Raw genomic sequence first — 15,092 nt, forward strand, 5'->3', positions numbered from 1 at the left:
GACGGCGTAAGCCGCCCAGCTCACCGACGGGCAACCGCTCCCCTGTCCGCCGGATCGTTCAGGCCTGGCAGCGACTTCCAGTCGATCGCCCGCTTCAGGATCTTTCCGGTGGCGCCCTTCGGCAACTGGTCCACGAACGCGAACAGGTGTGGAACCTTGTATGCCGACAGCTGCTCCTTGGCCCAACTCCGCAGTTCATCCGGTGTCGGCTCCGCTCCGGGCGCCAGGGCGATCACCGCGGCGACCTCCTCGCCGTAGTGCTCGTCGGGCACACCGATCACCGCCGCTTCGACGATATCGGGGTGCCCGTACAACACTTCCTCGACTTCACGGGGATAGACGTTGTAGCCGCCCCGGATGATCATGTCCTTGGCCCGGTCGATGATGTAGACATAGCCGTCGTCATCGATCTTGCCGAGATCCCCGGTGGCGAGCCAGCCGTCGCGCAGGTCGCATGCGGTGGCCTCCGGCCGGTTCCAGTATCCCCGCATGATCGTCGGACCGGACAGGTACAACTCGCCTACCTCACCGGGAGCGAGTACCGAGCCCGAGGCGTCCCGGACTTCGATTCGCATGCCGGGCAACGGAAGACCCACAGAACCCACCCTCGGGTCCTTCCCGACGGGGTTGAACGTCGCTATTCCCGACGATTCGGTAAGCCCATAGCCTTCCATGATCTCGCAGCCGAACCGGGCGCGAAAAGCTCGGATGACCTCCCCCGGGAGTGAGGCACCGCCCGACGAAGCCATCCGCAGACTCCCGAACTGCTCGGGCCCGAAGTCCCCTCCGGCGTGCAGCATCGCGTTCCACATCGTCGGGACACCCGACATCAGGGTGATCTCGTCCGCGCGCACCATCTCGAGCATGCGACCGGGATCGAACCGCGACAGCAGCGACAGCGACGCACCCAGGTGCAGAGCGGTATTCATGACGACCGACTGTCCGAATACGTGGAACAGCGGCAGCGCGGTGCCCATCCGCTCCTCGCTCGTCACCCCGAGGTAGTCGATCAAGATCGTCGACGCGGCGTGCAGGTTGGCGATCGTGAGCTCTACGCCCTTCGGCTTGCCGGTGGTACCGGAGGTATACAGCAGAACCGCGACATCATCCGGGGCGAGATCGACGGGTTCGGACAGCGGCTCCGTCCGATCACGCTGTGCGCCCGGCTCGAGCACCCAGAGCGGGAGTCCGCGCTCCCGCGTGGCCGTCTCGGCCGATGTCGTCGCCTCGTGCCACGCGATCACCAGGCGTGCCGTGGAATCGTCGAGGACATAGCCGATTTCGGCTCCGGTCGCCATCGTGTTCATGGTGATGACGATGGCGCCGACGAGGTGCGCACCCAGGTAGGCAACAACGAATTCGGGGACGCTCGGGGCCACCAGCAGTACGCGGTCGCGACTGTCGATCCCGGCGGCACGCAGTGCACCGGCGAAGGCCGCCACCGAGTCCTTCAGCCGGCCATAGCTCCATTCCTCGCCCTGCGCCCTGATCGCGATCGCCTCGGGCCGATCGAGCGCGTTCTTCCACATCGGACCGGCGACGTTGACCATCCGATTCCTCCTTCTGGCCTAGCTGGTAATCCCCCTCGCACCGTAATTGAACTCGGCGTCAAGTTCAATAACTGTCAAAAGGGAAATCTGCGACAACCGCATCGGCAAGGAAACCGTGTGATGCGACCAGAACAGCCGCTAACGGTCTACCGGAGAGGCCTCGTCCGCACTCCAGCCGAGGTTCGGCAGCTTCGTGGCGGCGAAGTCTGTCATGAAAGCCCAGACCCTGCCCAGCCGGCGAAACCGGCTGGGCAGGGTTGGCGTCACTTCGCCGGGGCCGGGGCCGGCATCGGCTGGTTGATCGTCGTGAAGTACTGGACTGCCGCCATGATCGCGACCGGAGCGGTGACGAGAATCTGGCCTGCCAACGTCCCCAGCGCGCCGAGGGCCATGATTCCGCCCACACATCCGATGGCGGCTGCCGGAATGAAGCCTCCGAACAAGCCGATAATCGCCGCGGAAGCGACGGTCGCCCCGGCGATCCCGCCCAGCACGCAACCGACAGCCGCGCCGCCGATGCCGCCGACGGCGGTACCGATCGTCGCGCCCATGAGGATCGTGGAGGACAGTCGCGCCCAAGCGGCTTGTTCCCGGTCGTACTGGGTCTTCCAGGGAGCCTGGTCTTCGTAGGGCAGCGCCACCGGCTTGTAGGCGGCGTGCTCGAGGTCGAACTGCGGCGTCAAGGTAGCAGTGCGGTCGCGGATATCGGCGGCGATCGGGAAGACGAAATCATCGACCCGGAAAGACAATTCCGAACCCGCCACCACAGCACCGCCGGGGGCCTTGATCTTCAGCACCCCCTCTTCGACGGCAATCGAGCCGGCCGCGAGATCGATCACCGATGACCGCTCTCCGACCGATACCTTGTAACCGACCGCCGCGGTATCGGCCGGTGCCGCCGATACCGTTCCGGCGGTTATGCCGAGCGTCGAGACGAGCAGCGACGCTGCTGCAATCGTTTTCCTCATCTTTTTCCTTCTTCTTTGTGCCTCGAACCAGACGTTCGAGAGACTGCGAACACGCACGGGTGCGATTCGATTCGGTTCCGCCGACGAAACCGTCTCCGACCGCTCCCGCGCATCGCGCCCGACTCCATCCACATCAGATGGAATCGAGGAATTTCACCAGCGCCTCGTTGACTTCCGCTGGTCGCTCCTGCTGAATCCAATGGCCGGCGCCTGCGATCACAATGTTTTCGCGCAGATCCGCGAGGACCGATGTCATCGTTTCGGCCGGCATGAACATGCGAACCGCATCTTTGGAACCGGTCAGGAAAAGCGAGGGCTGCGTGATGACGTGACCGTCGAGCGGGGCCGTGAGCTCCCAATTCCGGTCCATGTTCCGGTAGTAGTTCAGTCCTCCGCTGAAGCCCGTGTGCTCGAACGCCTCAACGAATACCCGCAGCTCGTCCTCCGACAACCACGGGGGACGCGGTAGTTCTCCGCTCGGCCGCCGTGCCAGAGCCTGCGGCGAGGGAGTGTCGTTATTGAGGAGTGTCCATCGAACGTCCTGCGCGAGCATGGCATCCGCGACTCCCGGCTCCTGGAACCAGCACATGTAGAACGAATCTCCCAGCCGGGAACGCAGAATCCCCAGCGGTGGAACCGGCGCGCGCGGCGCCGGTGGAACGCTCAGTCCAGCCACCGCCCGCACCCGGCCGGGATAGGCCAGTGCCATCTGCCAGACCACGGCGGCACCCCAGTCGTGTCCGATGAACACGGCATCCTCCACGCCGAGGGCGTTCAACAGTCCCACCAGGTCGGCGCAGATCGTCAATACGTCGTAGTCCTCGATCTCGGACGGCCGCGAGCTACCTCCGTAGCCGCGCATATCCGGGGCGATCACGCGATACCCGGCCTCGGCGAGGGCGAAAACCTGATGACGCCACGAGAATGCGAGTTCGGGAAATCCGTGGCAGAGAACAACCACCGGTCCCTCGCCATGATCGACGACCCGCAGTTCGATCCCGTTCGTGGCGATCCGCCGAGATCCGAGCGCCTGCCACGCCGCAACATCGACCGTCATCCGCACCTCCTCCTGCTCGAGCCTCGGCGCCCCGGTCACCGGCCGTCCCGGTACCGGGCGATCAGCTCGGCCGGGAAACCCAGATCGGCCTGCGCAACCGCCTTCGTCAGCGGCATGCCCAACTCGCCCAGTCGCGAACACCCCTCCGGTCCGATTGCTTCGTACGCGTACACGGCGAGTTGGTCAGTCCGGTCCTCGATCGATTGCCGGCGCCGCCGCCCTTCCTCGCTGAGGGCGAGTCCGGGCCCATTCAGAAGCCACCCGCGAGCACGCAACCGCTCGATGCCCGCAGCCCACTCCTCTTCGCTCCAGTACCGGCTGACGCGGAGGACTTCCGCGCTGATGGCCCCCGTCGCGGCATGCGTGATCAGCGCCTCCATACCATCGAGGCCTTCGGTGAACAGCAGCGCGACGTGTCCGTCGCCTCGGAATTCGCGCAGCAGAGTCTGCGCGTGCCACAGCACCAGGTGCGGAGCGTCCGGCCACGGCAGCTGCGCGTGTCCGGCGAACAGCGGACGTCCCTGAGGCCGATCGCAGGCGCGTTCCGCGGCACGGCGTGCGAGATCGGCCGCCTCCCGAACCGTTGGACCGTCGACGTCGTCGCCCCATGCTTGGCGCAGCGAGCGGTCGACGGCCTCGTACCGCGCCTCCAGGACGTGCCCAGGCGCGGCGGTGTGCCAGGCCGCGGGCAGCGCGGAGCGCACCGCCACCGGATTGAAGTTGAAGAATGTCGCGACGGCGACTTCCGCGGGTACCGGGCCCATCGCTGCCGAGCGGGGCGCGAAATATGTCGGGGCCCGCCCCTGCAAGCCGATTTCGGCATAGCACTCCTGCCCGTGCGGGCTGAAGTAGATCATCCCGTGAATCAGTTCGAGAGCACGGAAGGTGAGCCGGGCGGTCTCCGGCGAAACAGTGGACATCGTCATTCTTTCGAATTCGACTGGCAGAAAGGTCACGGAACTCATCGCCGCTCGCCGACCGGGCCGGCGCCCTCGCTTGCGGCGGGTGCGACACCGACCTCGCGAAGCGGCCTGCCTGCGACCAGAAGCCTGCGAGACAGATCGTTCACAGTCAGGAGTGGGGCCATGCGGTTCCCTCGATCGTCGTTGTTTCGGATCTGGGCTTCGACCCTCCCTCCGGCGGGCCGAACATTGAAGCTGAACTCAACATCAAGTTGTGACCTACGTCAAGTCTCGAACCGAAATCAACGTCATTTACGGTCCTGCCGGAACGGCGGAACCCCCGGAGGCGCCGGTGTCGGCTGTCGCCCTACCCGCAGGGCTCACGGGGGGCTTCGACGACCTTGCCGGGGGCGACCCCGGCCGGTGGGCCGGGAGCTATATTGTCGAAGACGACGGTTCGCCGTTCGCCGAAAGTTCGAGTACCACCGTCTGGCACACCGGCCTGCGACCGGTCACACGACACACAAAATCACACAGAAACGACCGGAAAAGGCGGGAAATGATGAGCACCATTCAGCGCGGAGGTCGCCTGAAAGGTGCTTTGTGCGGCTCGGACGGGCCTGGCTCACAGCGGGGAGATGCGCAGCGCGTTGACCCATAACCGGGTTCCGATGCGCGTCAGTTCGTCCAGGTCGACCCTCAGATCCTCCGGTGCGCCTTCACCGGTCACGAAGTAGTCGAACGCGAGCCGACTGATCATCCCGGACAGTGCGCGCGAGGCCAACAGCGGATCGACCTCCGTGTCTGCGAGTCCCCGCGCCTGCAGGGACTCGATGCTGCGGGCGTTTCGCCGAACGAACGCCTCCGCGCGCCGCCGACGCAGTTTGCGGAACTCCGGATCGATGCTGGCTACCTGTTCGAGCAACGCCATCAGCTTGGCATTGCGCTTGTACGCCTCGAAGTACGCCCGGTTGCTCGCCTCGATGATCCCAGCAGGGTCGGCGTCGGGGTCCACATGCGGCATTCCTGGATGCATCATGTCTTCCTGCGCCAACTCGAGGACAGCCGCGAAGATCTCCTCCTTGCTGGAGAAGTACGTATAGAAGGTGCCGGACGAGCATTTGGCCTCTGTGGTGATGTCGACCAGCCGGGTGTCGAGGTAGCCCGAACGCTCGAACACCGTACGGGCAGCTGCGATCAAGGCCGAGCGCGTCCGCAATCCCCGACCGGTGGCCGGAAGCTCGCGCAGCAGCGCGGAGTTCGCCATGGACGGCGGCGGGCCCTCGTGTTCGTCCCCTGCGGTCGATCGTGACATGGGAACAGTTATAGCAACGCAACCATCGGAGCTCGCCAGATCATGCCGCGGCGAACCGCAGGCGACGTCGACCATTGCGGCGGAGCCACGGTTCAGGGCGAAGCCGATCGCGACGATCCGGCCTTCGAAGGCGATGCACTCGGTCGACCCGCTGTAGGCGTCGCCGCCGACCGGGTCGAAAACGATATCCGCGCCGTGGCCGCCGGTGAACTCCTCGACTGCTTGCACGAAGTCTTCGCTTGGTTCATCAGCGCGTACTCCGCGAACGCGCCGCTTGGCAGTGCGGTGGTGCCGACGACCCGATCACCGACCACGGCGCGTCCGACACCGCTCCGACCGCGACGACCTCGCCGCAGAGCTCGACACCCGGAGTGAACGGCAGTGGCGGCTTGATCTGGTACTGGCCGCGACAGAGCAGCACGTCCGGGAAGTTGGCCGGAGCAGCCAACACCTTCACCCTGCCTGACCGTCACCGGCGGTCGGCTTGGCGACGTCCTCGAGCTTCACGACGTCCTGCGGCCCGCCGAGTTCGTTGACGCGTCATGCCTTCATAGAAGATTCTCCTGATAAGTGTCGATGGCCGGGGATTCATATCCCCGCGGCATCGGCGATAACGATGGCCTTGTGGACCAGAGCATCGATGCGCTCGACGGTCGGGGTGCCGGCTGCCGCCTTGTTCGCGGGGGTGTCCATCGCCCGGCGCAGGACACCTTCGGCGATGATCGCCACCTTCCATAGACCGAGCGCGTGCCAGAACTTCAGCGCCTGCGGGTCCCGGCCGGTCTCGTCGAGGTACATCCGGGCGAGTTCGTCCCGGTTCGGGAATCCCGCGAGTGTGGAGACCGGGAAGTCTCCCCCCGTGTCCTCCCCCGGCTCGGGCCAGTAGGCGAGCATAGAACCCATGTCGGCCAACGGATCTCCGAGCGTGGACAGTTCCCAGTCCAGCACGCCGATGACCTCACCGCTCGTGTGGGCGACGATCACATTGCGCAGGTGGAAGTCGCCGTGCACGAGCGCGAGTTCGGTCTGCTGGGGCACCGCGGCCATCAGCCTGCGGGTCAGATCGTCGAGTTCGGGCAATTCCCGGGTCTTGGACTTCTCCCACTGGCCGGACCACCGCGCGAGTTGGCGTCGCGCGTACGGCTTGTGGCTCGCCAAATCGGACAGTCCGGTCCGCTCCAGGTCGACGGCGTGGATTTGCGCGAGGGCGCGCGGCAGGGACTCCGCGATCTCGCGACGCCGTCGCTGAGGTAGTGACTCCGCGATCTCCATCGTGTCGACGACCTGGCCGTCGATGAAGTTCATCAGCACCAACGGCACGTCGGAGATCGCGGAATTCTCCGCGACACCGAGGATCCGCGGTGCAGGGACGGAAGTGCCCGCGAGCGCGGACATGATCCGCGCCTCCCGCGCGACGTCGTGTGCCGAGGCCAACAGGCGCCCCAATGGGGGCCGGCGCAGCACCCAGCGCCGACCGGCGTCGTCCCGCACGAGGTAAGTGAGATTGGACTGACCGAGACCGATCCGGTGGAAGCCCAGCCGGCCGGCGAACTCGATCCCGAGGTCGCCGAACCAGCGGGTGACCGCCATCGGATCGATGCCGATCGCATCTCGCGCCGAGGTCTCAGGCACCGAGCGTCGCTCCGTTCCGGTAGGGCACCACGTCGCCGAGCCGCTGGCCGCCGATGCCGCGCGAAGCGCCGGTGACGATCGCGGTTCTGCCGCTCAGATCCAGAAAAGACGCTCTGGCACGCGACTGCATGGGAGTCATGCTCAGATACCGTCCGGTCGCAGGTCGCGGTACTGGCGCAGTTCGCGGCGGGCGATAGCGCGCTTGTGCACTTCGTCCGGGCCGTCGGCCAGGCGCAGGGTCCGCAGGTGTGCGTACGACATGGCGAGCGGGAAGTCGTCGGTGACGCCCGCGCCACCGTGCACTTGGATGGCCCGGTCCACGATCTTCAGCGCGATGGCCGGGGCGGCGACCTTGATCGCGGCGATCTCGGTCTGTGCTTCCTTGTTACCGACGGTGTCCATCAGATATGCGGCCTTGAGGGTGAGTAGCCGGATCATCTCGATGTCGATGCGCGCTTCGGCGATCCAGTCCTGGATGTTGGCATTGTCGGCGATCGGCTTGCCGAACGTGACGCGCGACTGGGCGCGCTTGCACATCAGTTCCAGCGCGCGCTCGGCCGCGCCGATGGCACGCATGCAGTGGTGGATGCGACCGGGGCCCAGCCGGGCCTGGCTGATCGCGAAGCCCTCTCCCTCGCCTTTGAGTAGGTCCTCGACCGGAACCCGTACGTCCTTGAAGTCGATCTCGGCGTGACCTTCTCGGTCGGCGTAACCGAAGACCGGCAAGTTGCGCAGCACGGTCACACCGGGTGCGTCGATCGGTACCACCATCATCGACTGCTGCCGGTGCGTCGGGGCGGCCGGATCGGTCTTGCCCATGACGATCATGACCTTGCAGTTCTTGTGGAGGGCGTTGGAGGCGAACCACTTCCGGCCGTTGAGGACGTATTCGTCACCGTCCTTGACCATAGACAGTTCGACATTGGTGGCATCGGAGCTGGCCACACCTGGCTCCGTCATCGCGAACGCGGACGCCATAGTGCCGTCGAGCAGGGGTTTCAGATACTTCTCTTTGTGCTTCTCGGTGCCGAAGAGCTCGAGGACCTCCATGTTGCCGGTGTCGGGGGCGTTGCAGTTGCACGCCTCGGGCGCGATGTGGCTGCGGCCCATGATCTCCGCCAGCGGCGCGTACTCGAGGTTGGTCAGTCCGGCACCGGTGGCAGGATGTGGATGGAAGAGGTTCCACAGGCCCCGCCTTCTCGCCTCGGTCTTGAGTTCCTCGAGTATCGGCGGATGGAAATGTGGATCGCCGGCCGCGCGCATCTGCTCCTCGTACACGGTCTCGGCCGGGTATACGTGTGCATCCATGAAATCCAGCAGTTCGTTCTGCAACTGCTGGGCGCGTTCGGAGATGTCGAACAGGGACATGAGAACTCCTGACGGGTCCGGAGGGAATCGGGGGTGCGGCGCTCGTTGTGGCCGACGACAGCCTCGACGAGGTCGATGCCGCGGGAGGACCTCAGTCCTGCGCCAGCACCTTCGTCTGGTAGCGCCGCATGCCGCGCAGCCATCGGTCGTAGTCGGCGGCCTTGTGCCGGTACATGTCCAGCACCTGCGGGTGCGGCAGGATCAGGAAACGCTCTTCGTCGATCGCGGCGATCACGTCGGCCGCGACCTGGGCCGGTTCGAGCACCTCACCGGCGCTGGTGACGGCGCGGGTTGCCGCGGCGCCGAGGACTTCCCCGGACTCCCCACCGAACAGCAGCTTCGTATTGACGCCCTGTGGGCACAGGCAGCTGACCCGCACCCCTTGGTCTCCGTAGGTGACGCTGAGCCACTCGGCGAAACCGACCGCGGCGTGCTTGGTGACCGCGTAGGTGGCCGACCCGATCTGGGTGAGCAGCCCCGCCGCGGAGGCGGTGCTGACGAAGTAGCCCGCACCCCGCTCCACCCATGCCGGGACCAGCAACTGCGCGGCCCGGATGTGGGCGCGCAGGTTCACGTCGATCGCCAGGCTCCAGGCGGCTTCGTCGGCCTCGAGCCCAGGCGCACCGACGATTCCGGCGTTGGCGAAGTACATGTCGACGGGACCGAAGTGCTTGTCAGCCAACGCGATGAGTTGGCGAATCGCCTCGGTGTCCGATACGTCCGCGCCGGCGGACACCGCGGTACCGGGATGGTCGGCGTTGATCCGGTCGGCGACGGCCTGAGCGGTAGATGCGTGCAGGTCTGCGACGACTACGCGGGTACCCGCACCGACGAGAGCCCGCGCGATAGCGCCGCCGATGCCTCCGCCGCCACCGGTGACAATGGCGACCTTGCCTGCAACCTGCACTACCGAACCTGCTTTCGTGTCGATGGGGGCGCGCCGCCACATCCGAACGGACGGCTCCTACTACCAGCTGGACCCGATGCGGCCCCTGACATCTGTATAGTTGAAGTCGACGTCAGTTTCAAGCACTGCCACGCGCCGAGAATCGGCTCCAGTGCCGCCTCATCGCGAGCCGGACATGACCACACCTCCGTTGGTCACGCCACCCACCCCCGCTCCCTGCGAACGCGCAGGGTGGCGCGAAGCAACCAAGGTGCGCTTCGATAGATGTCGAAGGAATCAGCAGACGGGTCACGAAAGAGGTGACTTCATGCTGTTTCATACCTGTCTCGCGGTAGCTGGTGGAAGGTTCCCGGCATCCGCCTCGACCGTTCCGACACAAGTCGCGCGACGTCCTCGCGCTCGTGGCTGACGTCGTACAAGTTGGCGAACTTCGCCGTCTGGGCAGCAACAAGCTCGGCGAGATGCTGCTACTTCCAGTTGTGTTCGCACTCAGGGCATCAGGGTTGAGAGCACCACTTCCAGTGCCTTGCGCATATCGTCGGCCTCGATGCGCATCAAGGTTTCTTCGTCGAGCGCGCGGTGGTCGAGGCTGTCGTCCATGGCTAGGCGGTATTCGCGCTCTTCCTCTGCACTTTCGATGACATTTCGGATGAATCGACCGTTGCCGGCGAGGTCGACGCCGCGGCGGGGCAGGCCGCTCTGGTCGGTGCCTTCGGTGGCGTAGAGCGTCGCGCACGACTCGCGCAACAGTTCGACCGCATCGTCGGATACGGCAGAATCGCGTCTGGCGGCGATGAATTGGGCTATCTCGCAGAGTTCGCCGGGCGAGTAGGAGTCGAACTTCACGCGCTTGGCGAAGCGGGAGGACAGGCCGTCGTTGCTGGCCAGGAAGCGGTCGATCTCGCCGTCGTAGCCTGCGATGATGACGACCAGGCGGTCGCGATCGTTCTCCATCCGCGCCAGCAGGGTGTCGACGGCCTCGCGCCCGAAGGCGTCACCACCGGAAAGGCCCGCCTGGATCAGGGTGTAGGCCTCGTCGACGAACAGCACGCCGTCCATGGCCGAATCGATCAGCTGGTTGGATTTGATCGCGGTCGAACCCAGGTGCTGGCCGACGAAGTCGGATCGTTTGGCCTCCACGACCTTGTCGGTCTTCAGCAACCCGAGCCCGCAGTAGATCTTGGCCACCACCCTGGCGATGGTGGTCTTGCCGGTGCCAGGCGGGCCGGTGAAGGCGAGATGCTGGCCGCGGGGCATGCTGTTGAGGCCCTTCTCGGCCCTGATCTTGGCCATCATCGCCGAGGACTGCAGCTTGGCGACCTGCACCTTGACCGCACCCAGGCCGATCTGCGCCGCCAGTTCCGCGCGGGCGGCGGCCAGGATCAGCTCGGCCCTGTGATGCTGTTCCTCCTCGGCCGCCTCCGCCAGCGACGGCGCGGACGCCGGATCCCAACGGTCGGTGCGTGATTCGATCTGTTCCTTGGTGGTCACCATGATCCGGAACTTGGGATCGCGCATCGCGGTGGCGTTGGCGGCGAACCCGGGGACCTGCGTGTAGACGGTCTCGAACAACGCCCGCGCCTCGTCCTCGTGGCCTTGTTCGCGCAACGCCAGCCCACGGCAGTACATGGCCGCAGTCCGGGCCGCCGGAATCGGGCCGCGCTCGGCCAGTTCCAGCCTGCGGGTCGCCTCGCCGAAGAGGCCGAGGTGGGCGCAGGCGGTGCCGACCATGACGTGCGCGCCGGCCGCCATGTATTGGTCCTGCCAGTCGGCCGACCCGGCCAGCACGCCCATCACCTCTTGCCACAGTTGACCGGTGAAATAGAGCACGCCGCGCGCATAGGCGCAGACCTTGTCGTCGACGGCACGGTCGGGATCCTCGGTCAGCTGCCTGCGACGCTCGTCGAGTTCGTCGAGAACGCGTTCGGCCGCATCGAAATCCCGGTCCTCGACGAGATGCATCGCCTGGGCGAGCCAGATCTCGGTGAGGCTGGCGATCGGATAGTCGATGTACTGGCCGATCTGGAACCGACCGGCCAGTTGCCGCGGCGGCAGACCGAGACGGCGCTGCTCACGCAGATGCGAAGTCGTCGAGGTGCGGTGTAACTGGCGTAGCACTTCCTGGGTGGCGTCCCCGGCGGCGACGCGCCCGAGCCAGGCGTCGCACATGTCGGGATCGAGCTCGGTCGCCCGGCGGAAGGCGACCTTGGCGTACTCGAGATTCTTCGCGGCTTGCTGGCCGTCGACCATCAGACCGAGCGAGAGGACGCCCGCATCGAAGACCTGTTGCGCTTGCCGAATCGCTGACATGCCCGGAAATTAGCGCGGACTCGGCTGTCCAGCCCAGCGAACCCGGACGGCGAGCACCGGCCATTCACGGACAGTTCACCCCGCCGCGCGGGCTCGACGCGATAACCGCATGTCGTTGCCACACCGCGGGTTACGACAAAGCGAACTCCGCCTCGGGCCACCGCCGCGCGGCACCGTGATTGCTACCTTCCTGATCGTCGTAACCAGGGAATTCGGGAGTCATCACGTGATCGAGTCAACGGCGATCGAGCCGCAGCTGTGCAGAGTCTCGGTGATCGGCGGGAATACTCAGGTCGATGTCGCGCTGCCCGCCACGATCCCGATCGCCACTTTCATTCCAGATGTGGTGACACTCATCGCCTCTCGCAATCCGGACCTGTCCGAACACGAGGAGGACGGGCCGCTGGTCGCCCGGCACTGGACGCTGTCCCGGCTGGGCCACACCGCGATCGACCCGGTCCGGACGCTCACCGAGGCCGAGGTCTTCGACGGCGACCTGCTGGTGCTGGCCGCAGTGGATTCGGTCGACTCCCCGGCGCTCTTCGATGACGTGATCGACGCCGTGGCCCGGCTGACCGACAACTCGTTTCGCGGCTGGACCGCCGAGTCCGCGGGCCTGGCCGGGCTCGGCGGCGCGATCGCCGCGGTCGCGAGCGCCTGCCTCCTGTTGCTGTACGCGGCGGGACACGGGGCCGGCGGATGGGCTGGCGCGGCGGGCAGCGGGTTCGGGCTCCTCGTCCTGGTCGGAGCCGGGCTCGTCGCCCGGTGGTATGCCGCGACACTGCCCGCCACGGTCCTGGCGCTGTGCGGGTTGCTGCTGATGGGCGCCGGGGCCGCGGCGCTCGTGCCCGGTCTGCCGGGCGCACCGCACCTGCTGCTGAGTTGCGCCGTCACGATACTGCTCGCGACGGTCGCGATGCGGGTGATCGCGGTGCGCCCAACCATGTTCACCGCCGTCATCACGATCGCGGCGTTCGGCCTCGGCGCCGCGGGTACGACCACGGTATGGCAGGTGGCACCGTCCAAAACCGCGGCCGGAGTCATCTTTTTCGCACTGCTCGGCATCACGCTGACGCCGCGGATCGCGGTCGCGGCAGCGCGGCTGCCGGTGCCGCCGGTGCCGACCGCGGGCGGAGTGATCGATCCGCGCGACCATGAGCCCCGACCGACCATCGAGGGCATCGGCGCGATCGGCGCGACCTCGATTCCCTCGGCGGCCGGGCTGGGCGAACGGGCCCGCCGGGCCAACGACTATCAGTCCGGGATGATCGCCGGGATCGTGACGGTGACGGTGATCGCGACGATCATGGTGGTCGCGACGGCCCGGGACCACCTCTGGCAGACCGCGTTGCTGGCGGTGGCGGTCGGCATCGTGCTGGCCCGGCGCGGGCGTGCCTTCTCCGACCTCACCCAGGCCGCGCTGCTGGTGCTCGGCGGCTGCTCGGCGCTGATCCCGCCGATGGTGCTGCTCGGCACCCAACTCACCGATGCCGCGCTGCCCGCTGCGGGCGCGCTGCTCGTCGTCGCGGCACTCGCGCTGCTGATCGGGGTGGCCGGGCCGAAGCTCGAGATCTCGCCGGTCGTGCAGCGGGCCGGCGAGCTGCTGGAGTACCTCATGATCTGCCTGATCGGGCCACTGGTGTTCTGGATCATCGACGTCTATGCCCTGGCCCGCAATGCGTGACCACGCACGATCGGCACCGGCCGCGCTCGCCGTCGCGGCACTTACGATCACGGCGGCGTTGCTGCCCACCGGTCCAGCCAGGGCCGTCGCTCCGCCCGGGGTCGATCCGGGCCTGCTGATCACCGGCGCCCCGGTGGCCCCGCCGGAACCCTCGCAACAGCGACTGCTGTGCTCGGAACCCAACTGGACGGGACCACCTCCGGCTGGGGTGCCCGCCGCCCAAAAGGCGCTCGGGCTGGCCGCTGCCTGGGAATTCGGTCGCGGCGCGGGACAGGTTGTCGCGGTGATCGACACCGGAGTCACTCGCCATCCGCGGTTGACGGTCGACGCGGGCGGGGACTACGTCTCCGATTCCGACGGCACGACCGACTGCGACGGGCACGGCACCCTGGTCGCCGGGATCATCGCCGCACACCCGTCCCCGGACGGTGGCGATGGTTTCGCCGGTGTCGCGCCGGGAGCCACGGTGCTCGCGATCCGGCAGACCAGCCTGGCCTATCAAGCCAAGAACAGCTACGGCAATGACCGGCCCGATGGCATGTCGGCCGGCGGGTACGGCACCGTCGCCACCCTGGCGCATGCCGTGGTCCGCGCGGTGGATCTGCACGCAACGGTCGTCAACATCTCCGAAGTGTCCTGCCGGCCCGCCGGTGCCGGCCCGGTGGACGGGATGCTCGGCGCCGCATTGAAATACGCTTACGACCGCGATGTCGTCGTGGTAGCGGCGGCGGGAAACCTGCAATCGCAGGGCGCGTGCAAGCAGCAGAACGGCGCCGGCTGGGATTCGGTCAGAACGATCGCGACGCCCGCGTGGTTCTCGCCCTATGTCCTTTCGGTGGCCTCGGTCGAGCCGGACGGCTCGCCGTCGCCGTTCACGCTGTACGGGCCGTGGGTCTCGGTGGCCGCCCCCGGCAGCAACCTGATTTCACTCGACAGCAAACCTGGTGCCACCGGCCTGGTCAACGGCACCCCACAAGCCGACGGTCAGGTATCGCCGGTGGCGGGAACCAGCTTTTCCAGCGCCTACGTCGCAGGCCTGGCGGCCCTTGTGCGCGCACGCTTTCCGCAGCTGTCCGCCAAAGAGGTGATGGATCGCATCATCGGCACGGCGCATGCACCCGGCGATGGCCACGACGCCCGGATCGGCGCGGGCATGGTCGATCCGGTAGCCGCGCTCACCGCCGTACTGCCGAATCCGCCGCTCCATGATCCGGCGGCCGGCGAACAGATCGCGGGCCCGGCCCCGATCGCACCGGTGAACCCGTGGCCGCGGCGCATCGGCGTGACGGGCGCCGCGATCTGCCTGACCCTGCTCGCCATCTTCTCGACGCTGTCGATCCCCTTCCGCCGCAAGCAGCGCATGCCGCTCGTTCTGCCCGGTGACGACTGAACGGAACAG

General features: G+C 66.9%; 12 protein-coding genes and 1 pseudogene. 2 read left to right on the forward strand and 11 right to left on the reverse strand.

Going from position 1 to position 15,092, the window contains the following annotated elements:
- Positions 1-20: 20 nt before the first annotated feature.
- The 11 genes and pseudogenes from AB0L97_RS25385 to eccA all read right to left on the reverse strand — a co-directional run bounded on the left by AB0L97_RS25385 (position 21) and on the right by eccA (position 12,009).
- Positions 21-1,550 (reverse strand): long-chain fatty acid--CoA ligase, encoded by a 1,530-nt coding sequence (locus tag AB0L97_RS25385; RefSeq protein WP_364433888.1) that lies wholly within the window; start codon positions 1,548-1,550, stop codon positions 21-23.
- 263 nt (positions 1,551-1,813) lie between these two features.
- A complete protein-coding gene (locus AB0L97_RS25390; protein ID WP_364433891.1) occupies positions 1,814-2,518 on the reverse strand; it encodes a hypothetical protein in 705 nt (234 codons plus the stop codon).
- 133 nt (positions 2,519-2,651) lie between these two features.
- Positions 2,652-3,575 carry an alpha/beta hydrolase gene (locus AB0L97_RS25395; RefSeq protein WP_364433993.1) on the reverse strand — a complete coding sequence of 308 codons (924 nt, stop codon included), beginning with the start codon at positions 3,573-3,575 and terminating at the stop codon, positions 2,652-2,654.
- 35 nt (positions 3,576-3,610) lie between these two features.
- Positions 3,611-4,495 carry a hypothetical protein gene (locus AB0L97_RS25400; protein WP_364433894.1) on the reverse strand — a complete coding sequence of 295 codons (885 nt, stop codon included), beginning with the start codon at positions 4,493-4,495 and terminating at the stop codon, positions 3,611-3,613.
- Positions 4,496-5,102: 607 nt separating this feature from the next.
- Positions 5,103-5,792, reverse strand: coding sequence for a TetR/AcrR family transcriptional regulator (locus tag AB0L97_RS25405; protein WP_355074393.1), 690 nt, complete (start codon positions 5,790-5,792; stop codon positions 5,103-5,105).
- A 96-nt stretch (positions 5,793-5,888) separates the two neighbouring features.
- Positions 5,889-6,299: pseudogene (locus tag AB0L97_RS25410) on the reverse strand (zinc-binding dehydrogenase); the annotation flags it as partial.
- Positions 6,300-6,380: 81 nt separating this feature from the next.
- The gene (locus tag AB0L97_RS25415; RefSeq protein WP_364433997.1) at positions 6,381-7,382 is read right to left on the reverse strand and encodes a phosphotransferase family protein; all 1,002 of its coding nucleotides are present in this window, start codon (positions 7,380-7,382) and stop codon (positions 6,381-6,383) included.
- 34 nt (positions 7,383-7,416) lie between these two features.
- The gene (locus AB0L97_RS25420) at positions 7,417-7,563 is read right to left on the reverse strand and encodes a hypothetical protein (RefSeq protein WP_355074394.1); all 147 of its coding nucleotides are present in this window, start codon (positions 7,561-7,563) and stop codon (positions 7,417-7,419) included.
- 2 nt (positions 7,564-7,565) lie between these two features.
- The gene (locus tag AB0L97_RS25425; protein WP_364433898.1) at positions 7,566-8,792 is read right to left on the reverse strand and encodes an acyl-CoA dehydrogenase family protein; all 1,227 of its coding nucleotides are present in this window, start codon (positions 8,790-8,792) and stop codon (positions 7,566-7,568) included.
- A 91-nt stretch (positions 8,793-8,883) separates the two neighbouring features.
- Positions 8,884-9,699 (reverse strand): SDR family oxidoreductase, encoded by an 816-nt coding sequence (locus AB0L97_RS25430; RefSeq protein ID WP_364433901.1) that lies wholly within the window; start codon positions 9,697-9,699, stop codon positions 8,884-8,886.
- 489 nt (positions 9,700-10,188) lie between these two features.
- Positions 10,189-12,009 (reverse strand): type VII secretion AAA-ATPase EccA, encoded by a 1,821-nt coding sequence (gene eccA, locus AB0L97_RS25435; RefSeq protein ID WP_356967624.1) that lies wholly within the window; start codon positions 12,007-12,009, stop codon positions 10,189-10,191.
- A 226-nt stretch (positions 12,010-12,235) separates the two neighbouring features.
- Here eccA and eccD point away from each other — a divergent pair, with 226 nt between their 5' ends.
- Both eccD and mycP read left to right on the forward strand, forming a co-directional pair.
- Complete coding sequence (gene eccD / locus AB0L97_RS25440) at positions 12,236-13,693, forward strand: type VII secretion integral membrane protein EccD (RefSeq protein ID WP_364433905.1); 1,458 nt, start codon at positions 12,236-12,238, stop codon at positions 13,691-13,693.
- Positions 13,686-15,083 (forward strand): type VII secretion-associated serine protease mycosin, encoded by a 1,398-nt coding sequence (mycP, locus tag AB0L97_RS25445; protein ID WP_364434000.1) that lies wholly within the window; start codon positions 13,686-13,688, stop codon positions 15,081-15,083. Before eccD ends, mycP begins: the two co-directional genes overlap by 8 nt.
- The last annotated feature ends 9 nt before the right edge of the window (positions 15,084-15,092 follow it).

Source organism: Nocardia sp. NPDC051911, assembly GCF_040681035.1.
Classification (GTDB): Bacteria; Actinomycetota; Actinomycetes; order Mycobacteriales; family Mycobacteriaceae; genus Nocardia; species Nocardia sichangensis.